The sequence below is a fragment of the Algoriphagus ratkowskyi genome, from assembly GCF_002150505.1.
Lineage (GTDB): Bacteria > Bacteroidota > Bacteroidia > Cytophagales > Cyclobacteriaceae > Algoriphagus > Algoriphagus ratkowskyi.
Genome location: NZ_MSSV01000011.1, coordinates 113,190 through 135,902, shown reverse-complemented (window position 1 = coordinate 135,902; position 22,713 = coordinate 113,190). Strand labels below are relative to the sequence as shown.

The window sequence follows — 22,713 nt, the reverse complement described above, 5'->3', positions numbered from 1 at the left end:
CACCTTCAGGGTCGTGGGATCAATCGTTATCGTTCCAAACCATGGGTTGCACCCATGGCTATTCTGAAGTTTGATCCCTTCAGGATCATAAAAGTTTTACAAAATCTCCAACCTATTATTAACAAAAATCATGACCAGGAACTGGTCGAACTTTTCAATAGCCGCGGGTGAAACCCGTGGACAGTGATATATAGATCAGAAACGACAACCCTGAAGGGGTTGAACTGACATATGTTCGACCACCTTCAGAGTCCGTGGGATCAATCGTCATCATTGCAAACCATGGGTTGCACCCATGGTTATTCAGAAGTTTGATCCCTTCAGGATCATAAAAGTTTTACAAAATCTCCAACCTATTATTAACAAAAATCATGACCAGGAACTGGTCGAACTTTTCAATAGCCGCGGGTGAAACCCGTGGACAGTGATATATAGATCAAAAACGACAACCCTGAAGGGGTTGAACTGACATATGTTCGACCACCTTCAGGGTCGTGGGAACAATCGTTATCGTTCAAACCATGGGTTGCACCCATGGCTATTCAGAAGTTTGATCCCTTCAGGATCATAAAAGTTTTACAAAATCTCCAACCTATTATTAACAAAAATCATGACAAGGAACTGGTCGAACTTTTCAATAGCCACGGGTGAAACCCGTGGACAATGATATGAAGATAGAAAACGACAACCCTGAAAGGGTTGAACTGACCTATGTTCGACCACCTTCAATGTCGGTGAGATCAATCGCCATCGTTCAAACCATGGATTGCACCCATGGTTATTCAGAAGTTTGATCCCTTCAGGATCATAAAAGTTTTACAAAATCTCCAACCTATTATTAACAAAAATCATGACCAGGAACTGGTCGAACCTTTCAATAGCCGCGGGTGCAACCCGTGGACAGTGATATGAAGATTGGAAACGACAACCCTGAAAGGGTTGAACTGACAGTCTTGTCCTACATTTTTCTAAAAAAAAAGAGTCCCGAACATGTGGGACTCTTTTCGATCGTAGGGGGCTAAAGATTTTTCGCCTCTACAATGTTGTCAATTAACTCATCAACAACTCTATAACTTGTGCTGGAGCTGTTATACCAGCAATTTTATCATCTTCCAATTCTCGGTGGAGCTCGTATTCCAACTCGAAAATCAAACCTGAAACAAAAACTTTGTCCATCCTGAGATCCTTCTCGAACGAAGCGTATTTTTCTTTTCCTGAAATGTCAATTCCATATTGTTGGAAGACTTTAGAGATTTTCCGTAAATCAGTAATGTTTTTCATGTGATTATAGATTTTAAAACCCTTGCTAATCTTGCAGACTAGCAAGGGTTGTTTTTTTATCATTTTCAATTTTTTCTCTCTTCTACTAAATAATGAGAAGCAAAATAGGTTTGCAAAAACCTAGTATTGAGGTTACTTCGGACACCCGTCTCCAGTCTTCAGTCGCATTTTTTTTCACCTAGACGTACGCGGCTGCTTCAGATTCAAAATCCTCCACATTAGTATCCTCTAGTTCTATATGCTTCTTCTCCCCTTTGCCTATTTTCATCATAAATCTGTCAAATAGATAGTAAATCACAGGGACAACGATCAAGGTCAGGAACATGGAAGAAAGCAATCCACCGATGATCACCCATGCCAAGCTGTTTTTCCATTCAGCACCGGCACCCGTAGCCAAAGCAATTGGCATCATACCGATTACCATCGCAATGGTAGTCATCAAAATTGGACGGAATCGGATTTTCACGGCTTTCTCAAGTGCAGCTTTCACTTCTACTCCTTCTTCTTTCAGCTGATTTGTGAAATCGACGAGAAGGATCGCATTCTTAGCTACCAATCCCATCAGCATAATCAGACCCATGATAGAGAAAATACTTAGTGTGCCTTTGGTCAATGCCAAAGCCAACAAAGCTCCTATCAATGCCATAGGAAGTGAGAACATTACAACCAATGGATACACATATGAATCATATAGAGCTACCATGATTAGGTAAATCAAAATGATCGATGCCATTAGCGCAAGCCCCAAGGACCCGAAACCTTCAGCTTGATTTTTCATATCCCCATCGTAGTTGATCTGTACCTGCTGAGGAAGATCCATCGCATCTATGGCGGCGGTCAATTCAGCACCTACAGTACCAGAAGGCACACCGGCAACTTGTGCAGTAATTTTTGCAGAAGAAACTCTATCTCTCCGCTCCAACTTGGTTGCCCCTTCAGACTGGTTCACGCTAGCAAACTGCTCCAACTTCACCAATTTTCCATTTCTATTGAGGAAAGTTAGGTTTTGCACATCAGAGATTGACTTACGGTCGAACTCATTCAGCTTCACGAGAATGTCATATTCGTAGTCACCATCAGTGTATTTAGAATCATCATTTCCGTTGAAAGCTACCTGTAACGTCCCACCGACCATATCCATGGAGAGTCCAAGCTCATTCATTTTGTATCGATCAACCTCTACTCGGATTTCTGGATTACCTTCTTCCAAAGAACTCTGTATTTTACGTGTGCCTTTCAAACCCACTAGTATCGCCTCTATTTTCTCTGAAACAATTCGAATAGAATCCTTATCTGGACCAGAAACGATCACCTGAATTGGTGCATCATTTGCAGTACCCATGATCGAAATAGGAACGCCTGTATATTCTGCTCCTGTGATATTTTCTTCTAGATAATTCTCTAGATTTCTTGCATAATCGGGACCAGACAAAGATCTGAATTCTGGACCCACCAATTTCACCAAAATCTCAGAAGTAAATGGAGACGATTGAGAACCAGTAAACTGGCCACTCGCCACACCTACGGTAGTGAATACTTCCGTGACCTCAGGTAGTGTTCTTAGGTAATCTTCAACTTCACGCGTCTTAAAGTTGGTCTGCTCTAGCGTTGCATCTTTTGGAAGTTCTAGCCTTAGCAAGAATTCTCCTCTGTCTCCTTCGGAAACAAACTCAGATCCAATAAAACCTTTGATCACCAAAAAGAAAGAAGATATAAAGAGCAGTACAGTCAATCCCAGTAATGCTGCTTTATGCGCAAATCCCCATCTCAGGATGTCCAGCATCCAATCCACGAAAGCGTCAAGACCAGCTTCAAAGCCATAGACAATTTTTCCAAAGAAAGAATTCTTATCCAAATGCTCCAACTTGGAAAATCGCGATGTTAGTAGCGGAATCAAAGTAAATGCTACAAGCAAACTGATAAGCGTGGCCGTAGCCACTGTAATACTAAACTGTGCCAAAATACCTCCAATCAACCCTCCTGTCATCGCAAGTGGCACGAATACTACTACTATAACTAAGGTGATCGAAACTACCGTAGCACCAATTTCTCGAACACCATCATAAGATGCCTGAGCAATGGTTTTACCCATCTCTAGGTGACGATAAATATTTTCAATTACCACAATCGCATCATCGACTAGAATACCTACGACAAGTGAAAGGGCCAGCAATGACATCAAGTTCAGCGTAAAGCCTGCCAAGAACATCACCGTGAATGTTGCTACAATAGATGCCGGAACTGCCACCATTACGATGACTGCATTTCGAATACTGTGTAGGAATAATAGCATAATCAAAGCCACCAAAACAATCGCAATAATCAAATCTGTAATCACGTGATTCGCTGCCTCTAAGGTAAACTCTGAAGTATTTTGAGATATCTGGAAAGAAATTCCTTCTGCAGAATAGGTCTGCTCTAAAATTTGAAGCTCGTTAACCAAAACCTCAGAAACTTCCACCGCATTGGCATCAGACTGCTTTTGTATGGTCAGACCAATAGCTGATTTACCATTAAGTCTTGTAAGTATATCATCGTCTTTGTAGGAATCTTCCACCTCAGCAACTTCTTTCAACTGGATCGGTGACTCATCTGTACGATAGGCAATCACGAGGTTTTCTATATCCTGAATAGTCTGAAACTTTCCTGCAAGACGAATCAAAACCTGGCCTTCATTATCTTTCAATCTTCCTGTAGGAAAATCAAGATTACTTGCATTGATTGTCTGAGCTACAGCGATCGGAGAAATCCCGTATGCATCCAGCTTGTTCCTATCCAGGTTTACTTTGATTTCACGCTCGGTACCGCCCAGCATATTCACTTGCGCCACACCTTTGATCTGAGCTAGTGATGGCTGAATCTTATTTTTCAGCAAATCATAAAACTCGGAAGGATTCAAATCTGAATAAACCGCCAATTGCATGATCGGCAAATCATCCAAATCGAACTTGCCTAAACTTGGTGGATCTGCATCTTCAGGAAGATCTCCCAAAATCGCATTCAATTTTCGTTGTGCATCTTGCATAGCATAATCCACATCTTCTCCAGCATTTAGCTCGATCGTAATGATCGATACACTTTCTTGAGAAATTGAATTCATCGATTTGATCCCTTCCAAAGAAGCGACGGCGTCTTCGATTTTCTTAGTCACAGAAGTTTCCACCTCTGAAGGTGCTGCACCTGGATAGATCGTAGAAATGGTTACCACATTGGTTTCCATTTTTGGCAAAAGCTCGTAGGACAACTGCGTGTAGGAAAAGATCCCCAGCAAGGTCAATACGGTAAACAATACGACCACCATGGTGGACCGTTGTATTGATATTTTAGTGATTTGCATAGCTTACTGAACTTTGACTTTTGTTCCTTCTTTCACATTGATCAGACCAGAAGCGATCACTTCGTCACCAGCTTTCAAGCCATCCAAAATCTCAACTGAGCCGTCATCTAAGGGATGGATTTTCACAGACTGATAGACAGCCACACCGTCTTTGATCAGGTAAACTCCTGGGTTTTTCAAACTTCCTGAAATAGATTTTCTATCAATCATCAACACCATCTCTTCCTGAGAAAATTTGAACTGAGCAGTTCCAAACATCCCTGGCTTGATCTCATCCTGATTTTTGCTATTCATGATCAGTTCTACTTGGTACTTGAAAGAGGCATCAGCCATATCAGAGATGAAATGTACTTTACCAGTAAAATCTTGATCGGACATAGCGTTCACCCGCACAGCGATTTCGTCACCTTTCTTCACTTTTGAGATTTCAGTTTCAGTCACATTCACAGATAGCTTCAAAGGATTCTTATTGATGATATCTGCCAAAGGCATTCCTGGGCTAACCAAAGTTCCCAATTCATAATAGTCTTCGTTGATAAAACCGGCAATCGGAGCAGTGACTTGCGTATCATCCAGTCTCTTTTTCAAAGCTAAAAGTTGAGCATCTGCGATTTTGAACGCATTTTCGTTTTCTTCCAATTGCTTTTTCGTAATCGCATCTGTTGATGCGAGATTTTCAAAACGTTTCAAGTCTTTCTCAGCTTGATCTCTAGTCAATTTTGCAATCGTATATTCAGAGCGGATCAATCGATCATCGATCTGTACGATCAAATCTCCCCTTCTCACATAGTCACCTTTTCTTCGCTGGATCTTCACAATCGCTCCAGAAGTTTCAGCCATTAACTTCAATTCCTGAGAAGGTTCAAAAATCCCGTTTGCTTCAAAGTTTCTATTTACTGTCCTTTCTTCCACCTTTTCCACAGTCACAGAGATATATTCACTGGATTTCATGGCAAGCGTGGCAGCTTCATTCATTTCTTCTTTATTATTGTAAAGCGTGAAAGCTACAGCACCTACGCTTATTAATAGAAGAGCTATGATTAGTATTTTTTTCATCTGATTATGATATATTTTAAGTCGGTTAAGAAAATCTCGCATAGTTCATATATCCCTATCAGGGAGGCATAGGATATGCTCGATTTCATCATTGGTTTGAGTTTTTTTTTACAGTAAAAGGTTAGTGATCTTGCCGGAAGAGTTAAGAATCTCCAGTTGTGCAATTCTCACCTGTATGATTTGATTGTTATAGTTAGCTTGTGCTTGTCTCTGCGTGGTCTCTGCATCTAGCAAGTCCGTCAAAGGGCTTAATCCTTCTTTGTACAGCAGGGTAGTTTCTTTCATCACTTCATCAGCCAAATCCAGGTTGCTATCCAGAGAAGCAAGCGTAGTTAAAGAATTGTAGTACTTGTTAATCGCATTTTTATATTCCAAATCAGCAGCATCTTCCAGCTGAAGGCGATCTAAATTCAATTGCTGTGCACTAACTCTTGATTGTGCAGCTTTGTATTTGGTCTGCATTCCATCAAAAATTGGTATCTCCAATTTTACCCCGATCAGGAACCCCTGATACCATACTTTATTTTGGCTGAGGAAATCAAAGTTATTAGAGAAAGCATTCTTGTTGAAATCAGCGAATCCAACTAACTGAGGTTGATTTGCAGCCTTGATATTCTTGTATTCATACTCGTACAACTGCTCCTGCACACCAAGCACTTGAATATCTTTTCTATCGAAAATATTGAAATCACCTACTTGGAAATTCTTCACTTTCTGGTCCATATCTGAAACAGAATGATCTAGGTTGATCTCTGTATCCACCGGAATCCCCATCAATAGCTTGAGGTAACCTTCCTGCTGAAAGATTGCGATATCTAGGTTTTCTTGCTCAGATTTAATTGAAGTCAGGTTCACCTTAACTCGGTTTAGATCTACTTTTCGCGCTAGATCATTGTCATATCGCGCTTGGAGGATTTTCTCCAAACTTTCAAGCTGGTTGATATTCGCAAGCAAATTCTCCTTTTGAAGTTCTAGCTGAATCACGCCTAAATAATTCATGGAAATTTCGTGAATCACATCCTCTTCGGATTGCTCTGCCAAAATGCGGTAAAACTCTTCGCCAGTTTTGGCTGCTTTCAAACCAATTAAATAGGAATTACTAAAAATCAATTGGTTCAATTGGAAGCCAGCTTTGAGTGACTGAGGTACGCCAAGCGAGATCACTTGAATATCTCCTGGATCTCCACCGAAAATACCACCTGGTACTGCCTGAGGGAATACATCCAAGAAATTGTTGTACTGACCATAAGCAGAGAACTGTGGAAGACCTGCTCCTCTGATCTCATTTCTCTGATACTTGGCCTTCTCCTCGTCTAAAATCGCTTTTTTCAGGGTTCGGTTATTTTCCAAACCAATCTGAATGCTCTCCTTCAGTGTAAGCGTATCAGGGAGACTAAATTCCTGCACCGATTCTTGGCCCATAGCCATAGCTGGAGCCAATAAGAAAAATGCATAAATTAAATACTTCTTTAACATGTCGTTGAATACTAGTTGGTTATAATAAATATAGTTGGTTCTGTTTTTTATGAACTAAATGTTCAAATTTTTTTATCCCTGTTGATTTTTAAATCGCTCAAATAACAATGGTATTTCCTTTTTGAAGAAGCCCAAGAAATTAGAGAAGTCCTTCATTTTACAATTGAACTCAGGGTTTTTTTGAGTTCTGACTTCCAATACCTCGTCAATGAATTTCTGGATTTCTGCGATGTCCAATAATTCCTTTTCAAAATCCTCTCTCCAATCACTTACCTTCAGAGCGAAGTATCTTTTCCTATCTCCAGGCCGCGTAGAATACACACATCTATCTTTGGCCTGAAGGAAAGTCAATGCATTACTAACGGCACTTTTACTGACCCCTAAGTTCTCTACGATTTCATCGAATGAAACCTCACCTTCTTCATGTACCAATAGCAAACCGATAATTCTACCTACTAAAGGCTGCATTCCTTTGTGCTCATGGAATACCCCTATTCTTTCAATTAGCTCTTTGTGTTTAGTGGTTAATATCATCTTCAATTAATTTGGATTATGATCTGGTAACGGGACAAAGGTAATATAAGTTCTGTTGGTTCTGCAAATACAGAACCTAATCTTTTTAAAATATTTATGAAAATCTACTCAAACCTCTCGCTCAATGGTATTTGCATAGAAGAAATACCTAAGTTAGAACTTTTGAATAACTGATTCCCTTTACCATAGAAACCTTCACACAAAATGCCAACTCTAATCATCAAAAACATGGTTTGTCCTAGATGCATCACTTCTGTAGAGGATGTATTGCAACAGTTGGCACTACCCTACTCTTTTGTAGAATTGGGAAAAATTGTATTAGACAATCCTATTAGCAGTTCACAGAAGGGACAATTAGATGTTTCACTACGAGACAGAGGATTCGAAATGCTAGAGGAAGGTAAGTCTATGCTGATCTCTCAAATCAAAAGCATACTTATTGAGCAGATCCAGCATTCGAACGAGCCTATGTCTGAAAATTATTCCAGCTTTATAGCCGAGCATCTTCAGCATGAATACACTTATTTGAGTAAACTTTTTTCACAAGTAGAAGGTATAACTATCGAGAAATATATCACCAAATTGAAGATTGAACGAGTGAAGGAGCTGATTTTTTACAATGAGAAAAATCTCTCTGAAATTGCAGATCAGCTTAACTATAGCAGCGTGGCTTATCTTTCTTCACAATTCAAGAAGGAAATTGGCATGACTCCCACAGAGTTTAAAAAGCAAGTTGAACCACATCGTAAAGGCCTCGATGAGATTTGATACATATTTGGATTTTCTGGTGTAATTGGATTAGAAGTCCTTTCTCTTCAGTGAAATATCTAGCCTATTTCAAATCTTTTCCATGACCATTAATAAAGAATATTTTTTAAAGCCTGTATAAAATCCGTTACTTGGCACATCAATTTAAATAACCCAAGATTTAATTGTCTTTTTCAAATACTATTCATCTCAAAAATCTCACGATAGACCATCTGTGGAATTCCCTTAGATCTGGAGAAAAGCCTGCTCTTGAAGCTATTTACACTCTGTACATCAAAGATTTATATAGTTTTGGAATGAGCCTTCACGCTGATGAAGCACTAGTAAAGGATGCAATTCAAGATGTCTTTATAGATCTGTGGAATTACAGAGCTAAACTTTGCAGTGACGTAATCGTCAAGCAATATTTATTCAAATCACTGTCAAATCGGATTCAAAAAGAATTAGGTAAAAATGCCCGAAGATCCAGTGTTCATTGGTTAACTGATCAAGAATCTTCGGTGAACTCAATAGAAGATGAGTTGGTGAAAAATCAAGCAGAAACAGAAATCACTGATAAGATGTATGGAGCAATGGATAAACTGCCTATTCGCCAAAAAGAAGTGCTGCAATACCTATTTTTTGAGAAGCTGAGCTATGAGGAAACTGCCAACCTTCTGGATATTAATATTCGTTCTACTTATACATTAGCTTGGAAAGCCATCAATGCTTTAAAGAAAGCAATCACTGTTTTAGGGCTAGTTATATTTCTCTTTTAACATTACATATCATCAATTTTCAATAAGCTTTATTGCGAATTCCGCAATCGATCGCATTTTTTAATAACGAAACTGTAATTGTTAAAAAAAATTAAAAATTAGAAGGATAACTTTCCACTCTTCGCTCCTTAATGTACTGAATAGGCTCATTATGGATAAATCAAATTTCTCGGTAGAAGATTTCGTTTTAGACTCTGACTTCAGAGAATGGATACTGTATCCCAACAATCAAAGAAATGTTAGGTGGGAGCTTTACTTAGAAAAATACCCTGATCGCATCAAAGAAATTCAGATAGCTCGGGCGATAGTGCTGAATATCCGAAAGACTGACCACCAAATCAAAGAAGATGATATCGCTTCTCTTTGGACAAAAATAGATACCAAGTTAGTGGATCAAGTATCAGAAGACACTGAAAAATCAGCGATTCCGATTAACTCACAGGCAACAATCAAGCGATATACACAGGAGTCCAGCCAAAGAAATTTTAATTATCCTCTGCTAAAAATCGCTGCTATAGTTTTGTTGGCGGCATTGCTTGGATTTCTTTACTATTCACTGCCTGAAAGAGAAATACCTCAAGAAATCAATTGGCTTACCTACAGCACCAAACCAGGCGTAAAATCCTCAGTTACTCTGAGTGATGGATCAGTAGTGAAGTTGAATGCAGGAAGTAGCATTAGATATGTACAAAATTTCGTGGGGGAAACTCGGGAGATATTCCTGGAAGGCGAAGCATTTTTTGAAGTAGCGCATGATAAGCTAAAACCATTCATAGTTCACACACAAGATATCACGACCAAGGCACTTGGGACCTCCTTTAATATAAAGGCAAATATTTCAGAGAAAATCGAAATATCTCTGATTACCGGTAAAGTTGAGGTTAAATCACAGGAAGTTCAGGAGTTTATGGACTACCTCATTCCTGGTGAGCAAGTGATCACTTTTGCAAAGGGGCATTCTTGGGAAAAAGACGTTTTCGATCAAGAAAATGTGATCGCTTGGATGTATCAAACCATCATTTTTGACGCCACTCCCCTACCTGAAGCTATTAAGATTCTAGAAAACTGGTTCGGTGTAACTATCACAGTGAACCAATTTAAAGATCAAAATCTGACCCTATCAGGGAAATTTAAAGGTGAGACGCTAAAAAATATTTTAGAAGGATTGAGCTATACCGCTCGATTCGATTATGAGATAGAAGGCAAAGAAATTCAAATAAATTTTAAACAATAACCCCCTATTATCTATGAAAGAAACCTCAATAAGTGAAAAAGCAAAAAAACTGAAGATGCGTCAACATCTCCAGTCTGAAGTTTCCGGGTGCTCAGTAAGCATTCCGGATTTTAAGAATAAACCATACCAAGTAGTTTAAACCAATTGAAAGTTATGAAAAATGACGTACGGTTACACGTTTTAGCTGTATCTAAGAGATTTTTCCAGATAATCTTAGTACAGTGCCTCACCATGACTGTCCTCTTTGCCGCAACGGGTAAGATTCAGGACAAAAGAATGGACGAGGTTCAAGTAAGTATGCATTTAAAAAATGCATCTGTAGAAGACGCTTTTAAGAAAATAGAAGCAGCTACAGGATTTAATTTTGTCTTCACCAACAAGGAAATCAAAGGGATTCCAGCTGTGGCAATAGACATCAATACAAATGTTTTTGATGCTTTGGTGGAAATGTCTAGACAGACTAAGCTAGAGTTCAAGCAGATTAATCAGAACATCATGGTGAGAAAAAGAGCCGTGTATGTTCCTGAAACAGCTGTTACTATCGAGGAGGCTGCGGCAATTACCGTAACAGGTGTAATTGTGGACGAAACGAATATGGCACTTCCAGGTGTGACTGTGATCGAAAAGGGCACTACAAACGGTACTGTCACTGACATTGATGGAAAATTTAGCCTTGATGTGACTTCTGGATCGTCTGTTCTTACTTTCTCATTCATCGGAATGGAATCTGTGGAGATGGCAGTAGGCGAAAGAAGAACATTCAACATCACCATGATGGATGATATTCAGTCACTCAATGAGGTTGTTGTGATTGGGTATGGTACTCAGAAGAAAAAGGAAATAACTTCTGCAGTAGTGAATGTATCAAGCGAGGACTTTATCCAAGGAGGCATGCGTTCCCCAATGGAACTGATTCAAGGAAAAGTAGCAGGATTGAACATTGTAAGAACACAGGGAAATAACCCTAATGGACCTACTAACATCCAATTGAGAGGTCTTAGCTCAGTGAAAGGTACCACTCAACCATTAATCGTAATCGATGGTATTCCTGGTGGAAGCTTGGATCTATTGCAGCAGGATGATATAGCTACTTTCGACGTGTTGAAGGACGGTTCAGCAGCAGCTATTTACGGTACTAGAGGTAATGCAGGTGTGATCTTGATCACTACCAAAAAAGGTAAATCAGGTCAGTCTAGATTTGATTATTCTACCTACGTGCAAAGAGAATATGTAGATAAAAGGCCTGAAAATCTTACTGCTTCTCAATACAGAGGCCTAATTGATCAGGGACTTATCGGTGAAGGAAATGATTTGGGATCTGATACCGATCTTTATCAAGAACTGATCAACAAGGATAATTTAAGCCAGTACCATAATTTTGCTGCCTCGGGTGGTGGAGAGAATACTACGTATAGAACTTCATTCTTTTTCAATGATGCTCAAGGTATTGCTGTTGAAAACAGCAGAAAGCAATATGGTGGAAGAATGAGTTTTACTCAAACCGGACTTAATGATCGTCTTACTATGGCGTCAAACTTAGCCACTACCTTCAGCAAAGCTAATTTGCTAGGCGGTAACACTGGCGATTTTGAGCAAGCTATACAAAGAAACCCTACAGCACCTATTTTCAATCCAAATGGAACATTTGTAGAAACGGAGGCTTACAATAACTACAATCCGCTTTCTAGATATGCTAATAGAACCTCTGAAAGAGATCAAATGAACCTTTCCGGTGATGTGAGATTGACTTTGGAAATTATGGAGGGCTTGACTGCATCTGCTTTTGGCGCTCATCAGCGCGTATCTTTTAATGACAGGTATTATCAGTCAAAAGATGATTTTGAAAACAGAGAATCATCTCAATTTAGAGAAACTGGCTATGCTTCCAAAAGCAATAATGCAAGTTGGAATAATACGTTCGAAGCTACTGTGAACTATAAGAAGATGATCAATATGGATCATTCGCTTGATTTACTTGCAGGATACAGCTACCAGTATTTCACCACAGAGAGTTTTAATGTAAACAACTCTGGATTTACTACAGATGGATTCCTTGATTGGAATTTAGGTGCAGGCTCAGCGATTAACAATACGCAATTACCTCGCCCAGGAATGGGAAGCTATAAAGATGACAACACGTTAATTGCGTTTTTTGGAAGAGCAAGTTATTCTTACCAAGAGAAGTATTTTGCACAAGCAACTTTAAGAAGAGAAGGTTCTTCCAAGTTCGGAGCAAATAACAAATGGGGTAATTTCCCTGCAGTCTCTGTAGGATGGGCAGTTTCAGAAGAGGGTTTTTTAAGCTCAAGCGAAGTGGTAAATAATTTGAAAATGCGTTTGGGTTACGGTGTTACTGGAAACCAAGGTATTGGCAATTATCTCTCCTTGGTGACATTGGGTACTGGTGGGGTTTATCCTCAGGAAGGTATCTACTACCAAACGTATGGAGCTGCAAGAAACCCAAATCCAGACTTGAAATGGGAAACCAAAAAAGAATGGAACTTAGGTTTTGACTTTTCGCTATTCAACAATAAGCTTACAGGCTCGCTAGATCTGTACGATAGAAAAACAGAAGATCTGCTTTATGATTACACAGCTCAGCAGCCTCCTTTCGTAAAAAGCAGCTTGCTGACAAACGTAGGAAGTATCAACAACCGAGGTGTGGAATTGTACTTGTCATCGAGAATCATAGATAAAAACGACTTCTCTTGGACAGTTGATTTGACTGCAAATACGCAGAGAAATAAGCTTAGCTCTCTTTCTAACGAAACCTTTACGATCTCTTGGATCGAGGACGGCGGACTTCCTAGCCCAGGTAATTTGGGTAATGCAATCCGTGTGGAAGAAGGTGGCGTAATCGGTAACTTCTACGGCAAGCGCTTTGCTGGATTTACTGAAGATGGAAAATGGCAGTTCTTCAAAGCAGATGGAACTATCGGTGGAGCTGGCGACATGAACTCTGAAGATTTAAGTGTGATCGGAAATGGTGTTCCTAAATATATGGCTTCTTTGAATAACACCTTCAGATACAAAGGTTTTGATTTAACCATTTTCTTTAGAGGAAAATTTGACTTTGATATCTTAAATACAAAGGACCTGTATTTTGGTAACAAGAGATGGTTGCCTAATAATCTACTTGAAAGTGCTATCACAAAGCATGATCAGTTAGATGATGACCCACAGTATTCTGATTATTACTTAGAAAATGGCTCGTTTGTAAAACTTGACAATTTGACTTTAGGATACAACTTCAAAATGAAGGGCAAATATGTAAGAAACCTACGTGTATATGGATCAGGACGTAATCTGATGACTATCACAGGTTATTCAGGAATTGATCCAGAACTTCAGGATGTAGGCTTTAACACCGGCATCGATGGAAGAGGATTCTATCCTAGAACAAAAAGCTTCACCCTAGGTCTACAAGTTGGATTTTAACTAAGAAGAAATCATGAAAAAATATTTCAATAAAATAGCTGCTGTCTTAACTCCCGTTGCACTTCTGACTACTGTCTCTTGCATGGATTTAGATGAGACAATCTACAGTGAATTATCAAAGGATAACTTCTACAACAATAAGGTAGAAATTATGCAGGGCGTACTGAGACCATTTACGCATATGCAAGCGTGGCTCGCTCCCACAGGACAAAATGGTTTTTATTTCCACGGTGAGTCTTCAGCAGATCAAATCGCCTGGCCACAAAAAGGTCGTCATGGTTATGATGGTGGAGATCACGTAAGATTGCATCGCCATGAATGGACCGATCAGGAACCTCGCTTAAGAAATGCCTGGTCACTAATGTGGGAAGGTCTAGGTTATGTAAATGCTGTACTCGAAGATTTAGAAAGTGTTGACTACAAAGCTGCTGGACTTACAGATGCAGAGATGGAATCCATCCTGTCTGAAGTACGTGTCATGCGTGCATACCACTACATGAGAATCATGGATATGTGGGGTAATGTTCCAATCGTAACTACTGTTGGTACTCCTGTCAATCCTCAAAACAACACAAGAGCTGAAGTATTTGCTTTTGTAAAAGAGGAATTGGAAGCTAACGTAGAAAAACTTCAGCCCCTATCTCAGGCATTGGTAGGTCGTGTATCCAAAGCTGCTGGTTATTCTATGCTCTCAGAGTTGTACCTCAACGCAGAAGTTTGGGCGGGCACAGCTATGTATGATGAATCAATCAAATATTCAGATAAAGTCATCAATGGTGATGGTGGTAGCCTAACTGGCAGCATGAGCTTAGACCCAAATATTCTAGGTCCATTTAGCAATCAGAATCAACTTTCTCCAGAAAACATCTTCCAATTTGCTTTTAGTCGCAAAGGTGGTTTTACTTTCGGTTGGGGTGGATTCTTCTCTGGATATGGCAATATGTCTAGAGCTCTTGATGTCACGTATAGTGGTTGGAATGCGTTCGTAGTTACTCCAAATGCATTTGACGCTTATGCTGAGAATGATTTGAGAAAGAAAAATTGGTTCTTATTTGGCCCACAGTATGATATTAAAACTGGAAAGCCTATCCTAGGCACTGAAGAATACGACGGTGAGCCACTAGTATATGTAAATAATATTCGTAGAAACTCAGAAGGAGCTACAGGTATAGGATCAATGACTGAAGGTGAAGAAAACTCGGGAGCTAGATTTCATAAGTATCGCTCTGGAATATCTGACGATCCAAACTATCAGGAAAATGATTATGTAATCTACCGACTTACAGAGATCTACTTCAATAAGGCTGAGGCAATCATGAGGAAAAATGGTGGAAATGCCAATGCAGAAGCGGTTGAGCTAATCAATGCATCGAAGAAAAGATCTTTCAGCGATTCAGATTGGGCAAATGCATCCTATTCTGCAGGAACACTAACTATGGATGAACTACTTGCTGAAAGAGGTAGAGAGTTTATATTTGAGGGCAAAAGAAGAACTGATTTGATCAGATTCGGAAAATTCACAACTGCTACTTGGTGGGATCACACAGCATCTGATCCTAACAAAGCATTATTCCCTATTCCTCACGTACAGATTTCTTTAAATCCTAACTTGACTCAAAACCCTGGTTATTAAGTATCAAACAATCTGGTAATTTTAAAGGAGTTTTGTGGGGAAGCATTTTTCTTTTCTGCAAAACTCCTTCTTTTGTATAAGCATTGTAACCTATCTGTAATAACTTAACACTTAAATTCACATGATTTTGAACAAACATGTAGGCTTGCTCACCGCTGTATTAGCTCTCCAGCTCGGTGTAGTGCAAGCACAACAAAATCCTATCAAGCTCGACTTAAATTCCTTCAATGGAAATAAAGGCAGCTGGACAGAAGTAGGGAAAGTCTGGGCTGATCCAGCAGTTCCCAATATGCTTCAATCTGCCACTGGCTCAAGCATTATAGCCAATCTTCCCTCTAAGAAAAAAGCGGGAGCTGACATCATTTCTTTAGAAAAATTCGGAGATGTGGATCTATCTTTGGAATACATGGTCGCTCCAGGATCTAATTCGGGAGTTTACCTTCAAGGAAACTATGAAATTCAAATCCTAGATAGCTGGACTACCACCAACACCAAACCAGGTGACAATGGGGGAATCTATCAGCGCTGGGATGAGAGCAAGCCGGAAGGTCAAAAAGGCTATCAAGGATATGCTCCTAGACAAAATGCTAGCAAAGCTCCAGGTGTTTGGCAAAAGTTGGAAGTGTCTTTTCAAGCGGCTCGTTTTGATGCTGCTGGTACAAAAACACAGAATGCTCGTTTTCTTTCCGTAAGACTTAATGGCGTCACAATCCACGAAAATCTTGAAGTTTACGGCCCTACTCGAGGTTCCATGTCTGGAAAAGATATTGCCGAAGGCCCCCTTAGAATACAGGGAGACCACGGAGCTGTAGCCTTCAGAAACATTGAAATCACTCCTTTCAATGCCAAAACTCCAACAGTTTCAAATGTAACTTTTGAAACTTTCCAAGGTTCATTTAACAACTTAGATGAGGTGGCAGGTAAAACTTCTGTTGCCAAAGGGTCTGTAGCTACCCTTAATGAAGTTCCAGTATCAGTATCCGACGTCAATTTGACCAAATACACTGCTGATCTTTCAGTAATAGAAGCTGGAGAATATGAAATCAGGCTTCAGGTACCTGGTGGATTAGCCGGTTTTGCTGTAGGAGGTGAAAGCATTTCCAATCTTTCAAACAACCAAATTAGAGTAAGAAAGCAGCTGAAAGCTGGAGCAAATCCAATCCAAATCATTGCTTCCAAAAATAGAAACTGGTCTGTCGATGGATTCAATTTGGCCATTTCTGGTCCAGGACTTAGAAGCACAAACCTCCTGGTTTCAGAAGCTGGTGCTTCCCAAGATACCGATCCAATTCTAGTAGATGCTGACGAAACGCCAGTTTTGCGTAGCTTCCGTGACTATCCTGGATCAAAAAGATTGAGTCACGTGGTATCAGTTGCCAGCAAGGAGCAGGTGAACTACGCATATGACATGGAAACTGGCACACTGATCCAAGTATGGAGAGGTTTGTTTTTGGACGCTACTCCTATGTGGAATAGCCGTGGAAATGGCGTTTCTGTGCCTAGAGGTACCCTAATCAATTTAAGTGCTCCAGCTGTAAATGCAGTTGGTAGTGATTACAGTGCTTCGAAAGAATTCAGAACCAAAGGATATCAATTGAAGAACGGTTCAGAAGAGATCATTTTCTCCTACCTGCTTGGTAGCGAAACGGTAAAAGATGAGATCAAAGTATTGGATTCAGGTAAAGGAATCAGAAGATCTGTCACAGGCATCAGCAATGGATTTTACAAAGTAGCAGCAGGAACTGAGATCCAAAAAATCAACAAGGGTTACTACTTATTGCCTGAAACGGGTGTTTATCTAGAATACGACGAGGCAACTTACGGAGCTCCAGTGACCCATAACACTGACGGTAAACCTGGTATTTTCTTGCCTTCAAAGGGAAACATCTCTTATAATCTTCTCTTTTAATCCTAGGACTACGCAAAGATGAAAAATATACTAAAGAATAAATTCACAAAAATTGCATTTGGGCTAGCAGCTGTTATTCAGCTGATACCTGGGCAAGTGGATGCACAGGAATCCCCAAAAGAAGAGGATTTCTTTAAAATAATGAGAGTTACCGCACCAGAGGGAACACTTCTGGAAGTTGGTGGCTTGACTGTTTTACCTAACGGTAATCTCGGTGTTGCCACTCGTAGAGGCGACGTATATATTGTAGAAAATCCAACTAGCTCTAAGCCTTTCTTCCGAAAATTTGCTTCTGGACTTCATGAGATTCTAGGTCTACATTACGAAGATGGTGCATTTTATATGGCACAAAGAGGCGAGCTAACCAAACTGGTTGACACGGATCAAGACGGTACAGCCGACCTGTTCGAAACAGTTTACGCTTGGCCTATTTCGGCTCACTACCACGAGTATAGCTTCGGCCCAAAAGTAGGTCCTGACGGCTCATTCTTCGTTTCTGCAAACGTTGCTTTTGGCGATCAGGAATGGTGGAGAGGCGAAAGTCGTGTGCCAATGCGAGGCTGGATCATGAAGATCAATCGTGACGGTACCATGGAACCTTATGCAACCGGAATGAGATCCCCAGCTGGATTAGGAATGCTTGGTGATAAATTGGTATACACTGAAAATCAAGGGGATTACATGGGTTCTGGTGGGCTTTGGTTCATTGATAAAGGCGATTTTACCGGTCATCCAGCAGGATTGGCTTGGACAGGGCGTCCTGATTCTCCTTTGAAACTTACTACTGAGGAATTCAATAAAGTTGTTGATCCACAGAAAAACCCAAATGGAACTGGTGGCTTCTCTAAACCGGAGAACGTAATTGATGCTCCCTACATCACCATGGCTCAAGCGAAAGAGAAGATACCGGCATTGAAGTTACCAGCAGTTTGGTTGCCGCACGGAATTCAAGGGATTTCTAATGCAGAGCCAATCTTGATTCCTGAAGGAACTTTTGGTCCTTTCGCAGGTCAGGTTTTGATCGGTGATCAGGGACAAAGTAAAATCATGCGTGTCATCTTGGAGGAAGTAAACGGTGTGATGCAAGGCGCTTCTATTGATTTCAGATCTGGCTTCCAGTCAGGTATTCTTAGAATGGCTTGGGCTCCAGATAAGTCTTTATTTATCGGAGAAACCAACCGTGGTTGGGGTTCAGCTGGTGAAGCAAATGAAGGTTTGCAACGCTTAGTTTGGAATAACAATATTCCATTTGAAATGAGAACTGTTAAAGTTCAGCCTGATGGATTCTTAGTAGAATTCACCAAACCGGTCGACAAAGCTTCTGCTGAAAATTTGAATTCTTATGCTGTAGAAAGCTTTACTTATAAGTATTTCCCTGTTTATGGCAGTCCTCCTGTTGACAACAAAACTCTGAAAATAATAGGAGTTGAAGTGGCAGCAGATGGCATGTCTGCTAGAATTGCTGTTGATGGTTTGAGAAAAAACTACGTGCATAAGCTAACACTTAACGGAGTTCGTGCAGTAGAAGGAAGTTTTTCTTTGGTGCACCCTGAAGCGTATTACACCTTGCATAACATTCCAGCTGGGAACAAAATGATAATCAAACTCACACCAGCTAAAGAGCCAGCAAAGCAAGTAGCCGCCACCAAAGTAGTTCCAGCTAAGGCTACATCTGTTGCCTCTGCAATTCCTACTGATATAGAGATCAAAGCAATTTTGGCTAATAATACCTGTTCTGCTTGCCATATGAAGGATAAAAAAGTAATCGGACCATCTTATGAAGATGTGGCGAAAAGAAGATATTCAAATGAGAAAATCGTTGAATTGATTTACAATCCACAGCCTCAAAACTGGCCTGACTATGCTACCCCTATGCCGCCAATGGCACAGGTATCCAAAGAAGATGCGATGAAAATCGCGAAATGGATCAACTCTTTGAGATAAGAATAGCTATCGGTTTTCGGACTATAACTTTACAAAAAGGCTCAGTGATTTATTCGCTGAGCCTTTTTTTTGTTTTACCTATACGCCATGCATGGCCTATGGAGAACATACATAGACTTGCTGTTAGACACTTTTTCCAAAGTTCAAAATTTTGAAAAAGTTGGACGCAACAAATACCATTTATATAAAGGAATTCCATTCCTGACAAAAACAAACAATCTTTGCTTTCTTCCTTTTTCTAAAAGTAATACCCTTTTCCGCTATGAAAAAAATCTTACTATCCCTAGCTATTTTGGCTGCAGGCTTATACTCTTGTTCTCCAAAAATAGGCTCAATCATTAACGTATCTGAAGTAGAGCGAATAGAGAAAATCTTATCTGCAGATGATATGAGAGGAAGAGCACTTTTCTCACCAGAACTGGACAAGGCTGCAGAGTTTATTGCTGGGGAGTTCCAGAAGAGCGGGCTAAAATATTTCGGTGAAAATGATTCCTACTTGCATTCGTTTTCCATGATCCAAACAACTCCTACAGCAATCAGTGGCAGTCTAGATAAGGAAGCATTGAGTCTTAGCAACGTAATTATCAATAGCACCTCAGCTTCACTTACTGCCAATTCTTTAGCGAATTACGAAGTGGTAAAAGTAGGAAAGGATGCCAATTTCAATCAGTTGGCAACTCCCGCATTTCGCTCAAAGAAAAATATGCTCGTTCTGATCGATCCTTCACATGCTACTAGTTATGCTAGACTGACCAGAAATGCAGGTAGAGCTAAATTCCCTTCGGAGTACTCACAGATATTTATTCTGACAGAGAATTTAGATCCAAAAGCAATCGATCTAAAAGTCACTAATAACGTCAAAGAGCAAAAGCTACAGAATGTTGTGGGTGTAATTCCAGGTAAATCTCTAAAGGATGAATACGTGGTTTTTGGTGGACACTACGACCACATCGGCATAGGCAAATCTGATGCAAACAATGATAGCATCTACAACGGAGCAAATGACAATGCTGCAGGAACTACTGCGGTGATGATGCTAGGAAAATATTTTAATTCCCTAAAAGACAACGAACGAACTCTGATTTTTGTAGCATTCACAGCGGAGGAATCAGGAGGATTTGGAGCTACATACTTCTCTGAGCAGCTAGATCCAGACAAGGTTGTTGCCATGTTCAACATAGAAATGATCGGTACAGAAAGTAAGTGGGGAACCAACTCAGCTTATATCACAGGTTTTGAAAAGAGCTCCATGGGAGAAATACTTCAGAAGAATTTAACTGGCTCAAAATTTCATTTCGAGCCAGATCCCTACCCTAAGCAAAATTTATTCTACAGATCTGACAACAGAACTTTGGCAGCCTTGGGAGTTCCAGCGCATACAGTTTCCACTGCCAAAATGGAAGAAGCACCAAACAACGAGCCGAATTACCACCAAGCAAGTGATGAGATCGGCACGCTAGACATGGTAAATATGACCGAAGTAATCAAGGCAATCGCCCTAAGCAGCAAAACCATCATCAGTGGTGAAGACACACCGACGAGAGTAGAGAAATTGGATTGATTTGGTAGGGGCGAATAAACATTCGCCCTTTTTTTTATTATTGGGCGAATTATGAATCAGGCGGAGCAAATTCAACCTCGTCAGGGTCGCCGTTTCTACGCTTAGTTTAGATATTTTGAAATTCCTTCGATTTCAGTTCTGAACACAGTAACTTGGAAGAAATCCAAGGATATTTAATTCCTTTAGATTCGAGTCAAGCGCTACAGTTAAATGAACATCGAAACCTCCCTATTAGTAGAAATTTTCAGGGACATTACTCTTCCAAAAGAAGCCTGTAACCTGATTGCAGAGAAATTTGAGAGAATCAGTCTGAAAAAAGGTGATACTCTTTTACACGCTAATGAGATAGTGCACAATCAATATTATGTTTGTGATGGTTGTCTGAGAACGTTTTTCATAGATCATTCTGGTAAAGAGCACACCTTACAGTTTGCTATCAAAGACTGGTGGATAAGTGATTACACCGCATTTTTTACTACCTCGAAAGCCGTTATGACTATTGAATGCATTCAGGACGCAACTGTCTACAAAGTGTCCCGAACCAGCATGGAGAGCCTTTATGATGAAATCCCTCAACTAGAGACTTTTTTCAGAAAAAAAATGGAAAAGGCTTTTGCCGCTTTCCAAAAAAGAATCCTTTCTAGCCTTTCCTTCACAGCAAGAGAAAGATACTCTTCATTTATCAACACCTATCCTTTTATAGAACAAAGTGTAAAAAACTATCATATTGCATCCTATTTAGGCATCACTACTGAAAGCCTGAGCAGAATCCGAAAAGAAATTTCACAGTAGTTTTTTATTACCCTACATCAATTTTTTTGATAGGCGATACACCTAATTTTGCTATTGTAAATTTCACATGAATGAAAAAGTTATCCTTTCTAATAAATGGAATCGGCTTACTATCAGCATGTAGAAATAACACATTCAACAGCAAAAGAGTTGAATAGGATATCATCACTAAACCATAAAACAACACAACTATGAAAAAGGTATTATTTGTATTAACGAGTCATGACGAATTGGGAAATACTGGGGAGAAAACAGGATTTTGGATTGAAGAATTTGCAGCTCCATATTATTTGCTCAAAGATAAAGGAGTAGACATTACCATAGCTTCACCAAAAGGTGGTCAACCTCCTATCGACCCTAAAAGTGAATCTAAGGATTCACAAACACCAGCCACGGTGAGATATTATGGGGATAAAGAAACTCAAGACATTTTGTCGAAAACAATTAAACTAGCAACCGTTAATCAGGCTGATTATGATGCGGTATTTTATCCAGGAGGTCATGGTCCATTGTGGGATTTGGCAGAAGACAAAAACTCAATTGCTCTAATTGAAGCGTTTTACCAAAATAATAAAATGGTAAGTGCGGTATGTCATGCACCTGCTATTTTCAAGCACACAAAAAATGTAGATGGAACCCCTTTGGTCAAAGGCAAAAAAGTTACTGGATTTACCAACGGTGAAGAAGATGCTGTACAATTAACAGATGTGGTGCCATTTCTAGTAGAAGACATGTTGAAATCAGCCGGCGGGATTTACTCCAAAGGAGATGACTGGGCATCGTATGCTGTAGAAGACGGATTGCTCATTACGGGGCAAAACCCTGCTTCATCAGAACTTGTCGCTGAAATGCTTTTAAAAAGGCTGGAGAAATAGAGTTTCTAAGGGTAAGAATCAAAACTGATTCTTACCCTATTTTTTTCTGTAAAAATACGGGGCAGTCCGCTTGCTACTAATTTCTATCGCATGGGATTGCGTCCTTAATAGTTTCGG

Annotated in this window: 15 protein-coding genes; 10 read left to right on the top strand and 5 right to left on the bottom strand. The window is 39.9% G+C overall.

Features of this window, described 5'->3' with window-relative positions; genetic code table 11:
* Positions 1–1,050: 1,050 nt before the first annotated feature.
* From BVH02_RS12955 to BVH02_RS12935, 5 genes are all read right to left on the bottom strand, one after another.
* Complete coding sequence (locus BVH02_RS12955; protein WP_086501967.1) at positions 1,051–1,281, bottom strand: acyl carrier protein; 231 nt, start codon at positions 1,279–1,281, stop codon at positions 1,051–1,053.
* Between the two features lie 178 nt (positions 1,282–1,459).
* Positions 1,460–4,618, bottom strand: coding sequence for an efflux RND transporter permease subunit (locus BVH02_RS12950; RefSeq protein WP_086501870.1), 3,159 nt, complete (start codon positions 4,616–4,618; stop codon positions 1,460–1,462).
* A gap of 3 nt (positions 4,619–4,621) precedes the next feature.
* Positions 4,622–5,674 carry an efflux RND transporter periplasmic adaptor subunit gene (locus BVH02_RS12945; protein ID WP_086501869.1) on the bottom strand — a complete coding sequence of 351 codons (1,053 nt, stop codon included), beginning with the start codon at positions 5,672–5,674 and terminating at the stop codon, positions 4,622–4,624.
* A 108-nt stretch (positions 5,675–5,782) separates the two neighbouring features.
* Positions 5,783–7,150 (bottom strand): TolC family protein, encoded by a 1,368-nt coding sequence (locus tag BVH02_RS12940; protein ID WP_223271748.1) that lies wholly within the window; start codon positions 7,148–7,150, stop codon positions 5,783–5,785.
* 72 nt (positions 7,151–7,222) lie between these two features.
* Positions 7,223–7,684, bottom strand: a complete 462-nt coding sequence (locus BVH02_RS12935; RefSeq protein ID WP_086501868.1) for a GbsR/MarR family transcriptional regulator — start codon at positions 7,682–7,684, stop codon at positions 7,223–7,225.
* A gap of 204 nt (positions 7,685–7,888) precedes the next feature.
* Between BVH02_RS12935 and BVH02_RS12930 the strand changes: the two genes are divergently transcribed.
* From BVH02_RS12930 to BVH02_RS12885, 10 genes are all read left to right on the top strand, one after another.
* Positions 7,889–8,452, top strand: a complete 564-nt coding sequence (locus tag BVH02_RS12930; RefSeq protein WP_086501867.1) for a helix-turn-helix domain-containing protein — start codon at positions 7,889–7,891, stop codon at positions 8,450–8,452.
* Positions 8,453–8,616: 164 nt separating this feature from the next.
* Positions 8,617–9,210: an RNA polymerase sigma factor gene (locus tag BVH02_RS12925; RefSeq protein ID WP_086501866.1), complete on the top strand. Its 594-nt coding sequence runs from the start codon at positions 8,617–8,619 to the stop codon at positions 9,208–9,210.
* Between the two features lie 151 nt (positions 9,211–9,361).
* Complete coding sequence (locus BVH02_RS12920; RefSeq protein ID WP_086501865.1) at positions 9,362–10,444, top strand: FecR family protein; 1,083 nt, start codon at positions 9,362–9,364, stop codon at positions 10,442–10,444.
* A gap of 153 nt (positions 10,445–10,597) precedes the next feature.
* A complete protein-coding gene (locus BVH02_RS12915) occupies positions 10,598–13,882 on the top strand; it encodes a SusC/RagA family TonB-linked outer membrane protein (RefSeq protein ID WP_223271747.1) in 3,285 nt (1,094 codons plus the stop codon).
* Positions 13,883–13,895: 13 nt separating this feature from the next.
* Positions 13,896–15,515 (top strand): RagB/SusD family nutrient uptake outer membrane protein, encoded by a 1,620-nt coding sequence (locus tag BVH02_RS12910; protein ID WP_086501864.1) that lies wholly within the window; start codon positions 13,896–13,898, stop codon positions 15,513–15,515.
* Positions 15,516–15,636: 121 nt separating this feature from the next.
* Complete coding sequence (locus tag BVH02_RS12905) at positions 15,637–17,424, top strand: 3-keto-disaccharide hydrolase (protein WP_086501863.1); 1,788 nt, start codon at positions 15,637–15,639, stop codon at positions 17,422–17,424.
* A gap of 18 nt (positions 17,425–17,442) precedes the next feature.
* The gene (locus BVH02_RS12900) at positions 17,443–19,368 is read left to right on the top strand and encodes a c-type cytochrome (protein WP_086501862.1); all 1,926 of its coding nucleotides are present in this window, start codon (positions 17,443–17,445) and stop codon (positions 19,366–19,368) included.
* A 262-nt stretch (positions 19,369–19,630) separates the two neighbouring features.
* The gene (locus tag BVH02_RS12895) at positions 19,631–20,929 is read left to right on the top strand and encodes a M28 family metallopeptidase (RefSeq protein ID WP_086501861.1); all 1,299 of its coding nucleotides are present in this window, start codon (positions 19,631–19,633) and stop codon (positions 20,927–20,929) included.
* Between the two features lie 210 nt (positions 20,930–21,139).
* Positions 21,140–21,721 (top strand): Crp/Fnr family transcriptional regulator, encoded by a 582-nt coding sequence (locus BVH02_RS12890; protein ID WP_086501860.1) that lies wholly within the window; start codon positions 21,140–21,142, stop codon positions 21,719–21,721.
* Between the two features lie 191 nt (positions 21,722–21,912).
* Positions 21,913–22,596, top strand: a complete 684-nt coding sequence (locus tag BVH02_RS12885) for a type 1 glutamine amidotransferase domain-containing protein (protein WP_086501859.1) — start codon at positions 21,913–21,915, stop codon at positions 22,594–22,596.
* Positions 22,597–22,713 lie beyond the last annotated feature (117 nt).

Excerpts from the sequence above, each read along its gene's own strand:
- BVH02_RS12955 (WP_086501967.1), bottom strand. The coding sequence starts at position 1,281 with ATGAAAAACATTACTGATTTACGGAAAATCTCTAAAGTCTTCCAACAA.
- BVH02_RS12950 (WP_086501870.1), bottom strand. The coding sequence starts at position 4,618 with ATGCAAATCACTAAAATATCAATACAACGGTCCACCATGGTGGTCGTA.
- BVH02_RS12945 (WP_086501869.1), bottom strand. The coding sequence starts at position 5,674 with ATGAAAAAAATACTAATCATAGCTCTTCTATTAATAAGCGTAGGTGCT.
- BVH02_RS12940 (WP_223271748.1), bottom strand. The coding sequence starts at position 7,150 with ATGTTAAAGAAGTATTTAATTTATGCATTTTTCTTATTGGCTCCAGCT.
- BVH02_RS12935 (WP_086501868.1), bottom strand. The coding sequence starts at position 7,684 with ATGATATTAACCACTAAACACAAAGAGCTAATTGAAAGAATAGGGGTA.
- BVH02_RS12930 (WP_086501867.1), top strand. The coding sequence starts at position 7,889 with ATGCCAACTCTAATCATCAAAAACATGGTTTGTCCTAGATGCATCACT.
- BVH02_RS12920 (WP_086501865.1), top strand. The coding sequence starts at position 9,362 with ATGGATAAATCAAATTTCTCGGTAGAAGATTTCGTTTTAGACTCTGAC.
- BVH02_RS12915 (WP_223271747.1), top strand. The coding sequence starts at position 10,598 with ATGAAAAATGACGTACGGTTACACGTTTTAGCTGTATCTAAGAGATTT.
- BVH02_RS12910 (WP_086501864.1), top strand. The coding sequence starts at position 13,896 with ATGAAAAAATATTTCAATAAAATAGCTGCTGTCTTAACTCCCGTTGCA.
- BVH02_RS12905 (WP_086501863.1), top strand. The coding sequence starts at position 15,637 with ATGATTTTGAACAAACATGTAGGCTTGCTCACCGCTGTATTAGCTCTC.
- BVH02_RS12900 (WP_086501862.1), top strand. The coding sequence starts at position 17,443 with ATGAAAAATATACTAAAGAATAAATTCACAAAAATTGCATTTGGGCTA.
- BVH02_RS12895 (WP_086501861.1), top strand. The coding sequence starts at position 19,631 with ATGAAAAAAATCTTACTATCCCTAGCTATTTTGGCTGCAGGCTTATAC.
- BVH02_RS12890 (WP_086501860.1), top strand. The coding sequence starts at position 21,140 with ATGAACATCGAAACCTCCCTATTAGTAGAAATTTTCAGGGACATTACT.
- BVH02_RS12885 (WP_086501859.1), top strand. The coding sequence starts at position 21,913 with ATGAAAAAGGTATTATTTGTATTAACGAGTCATGACGAATTGGGAAAT.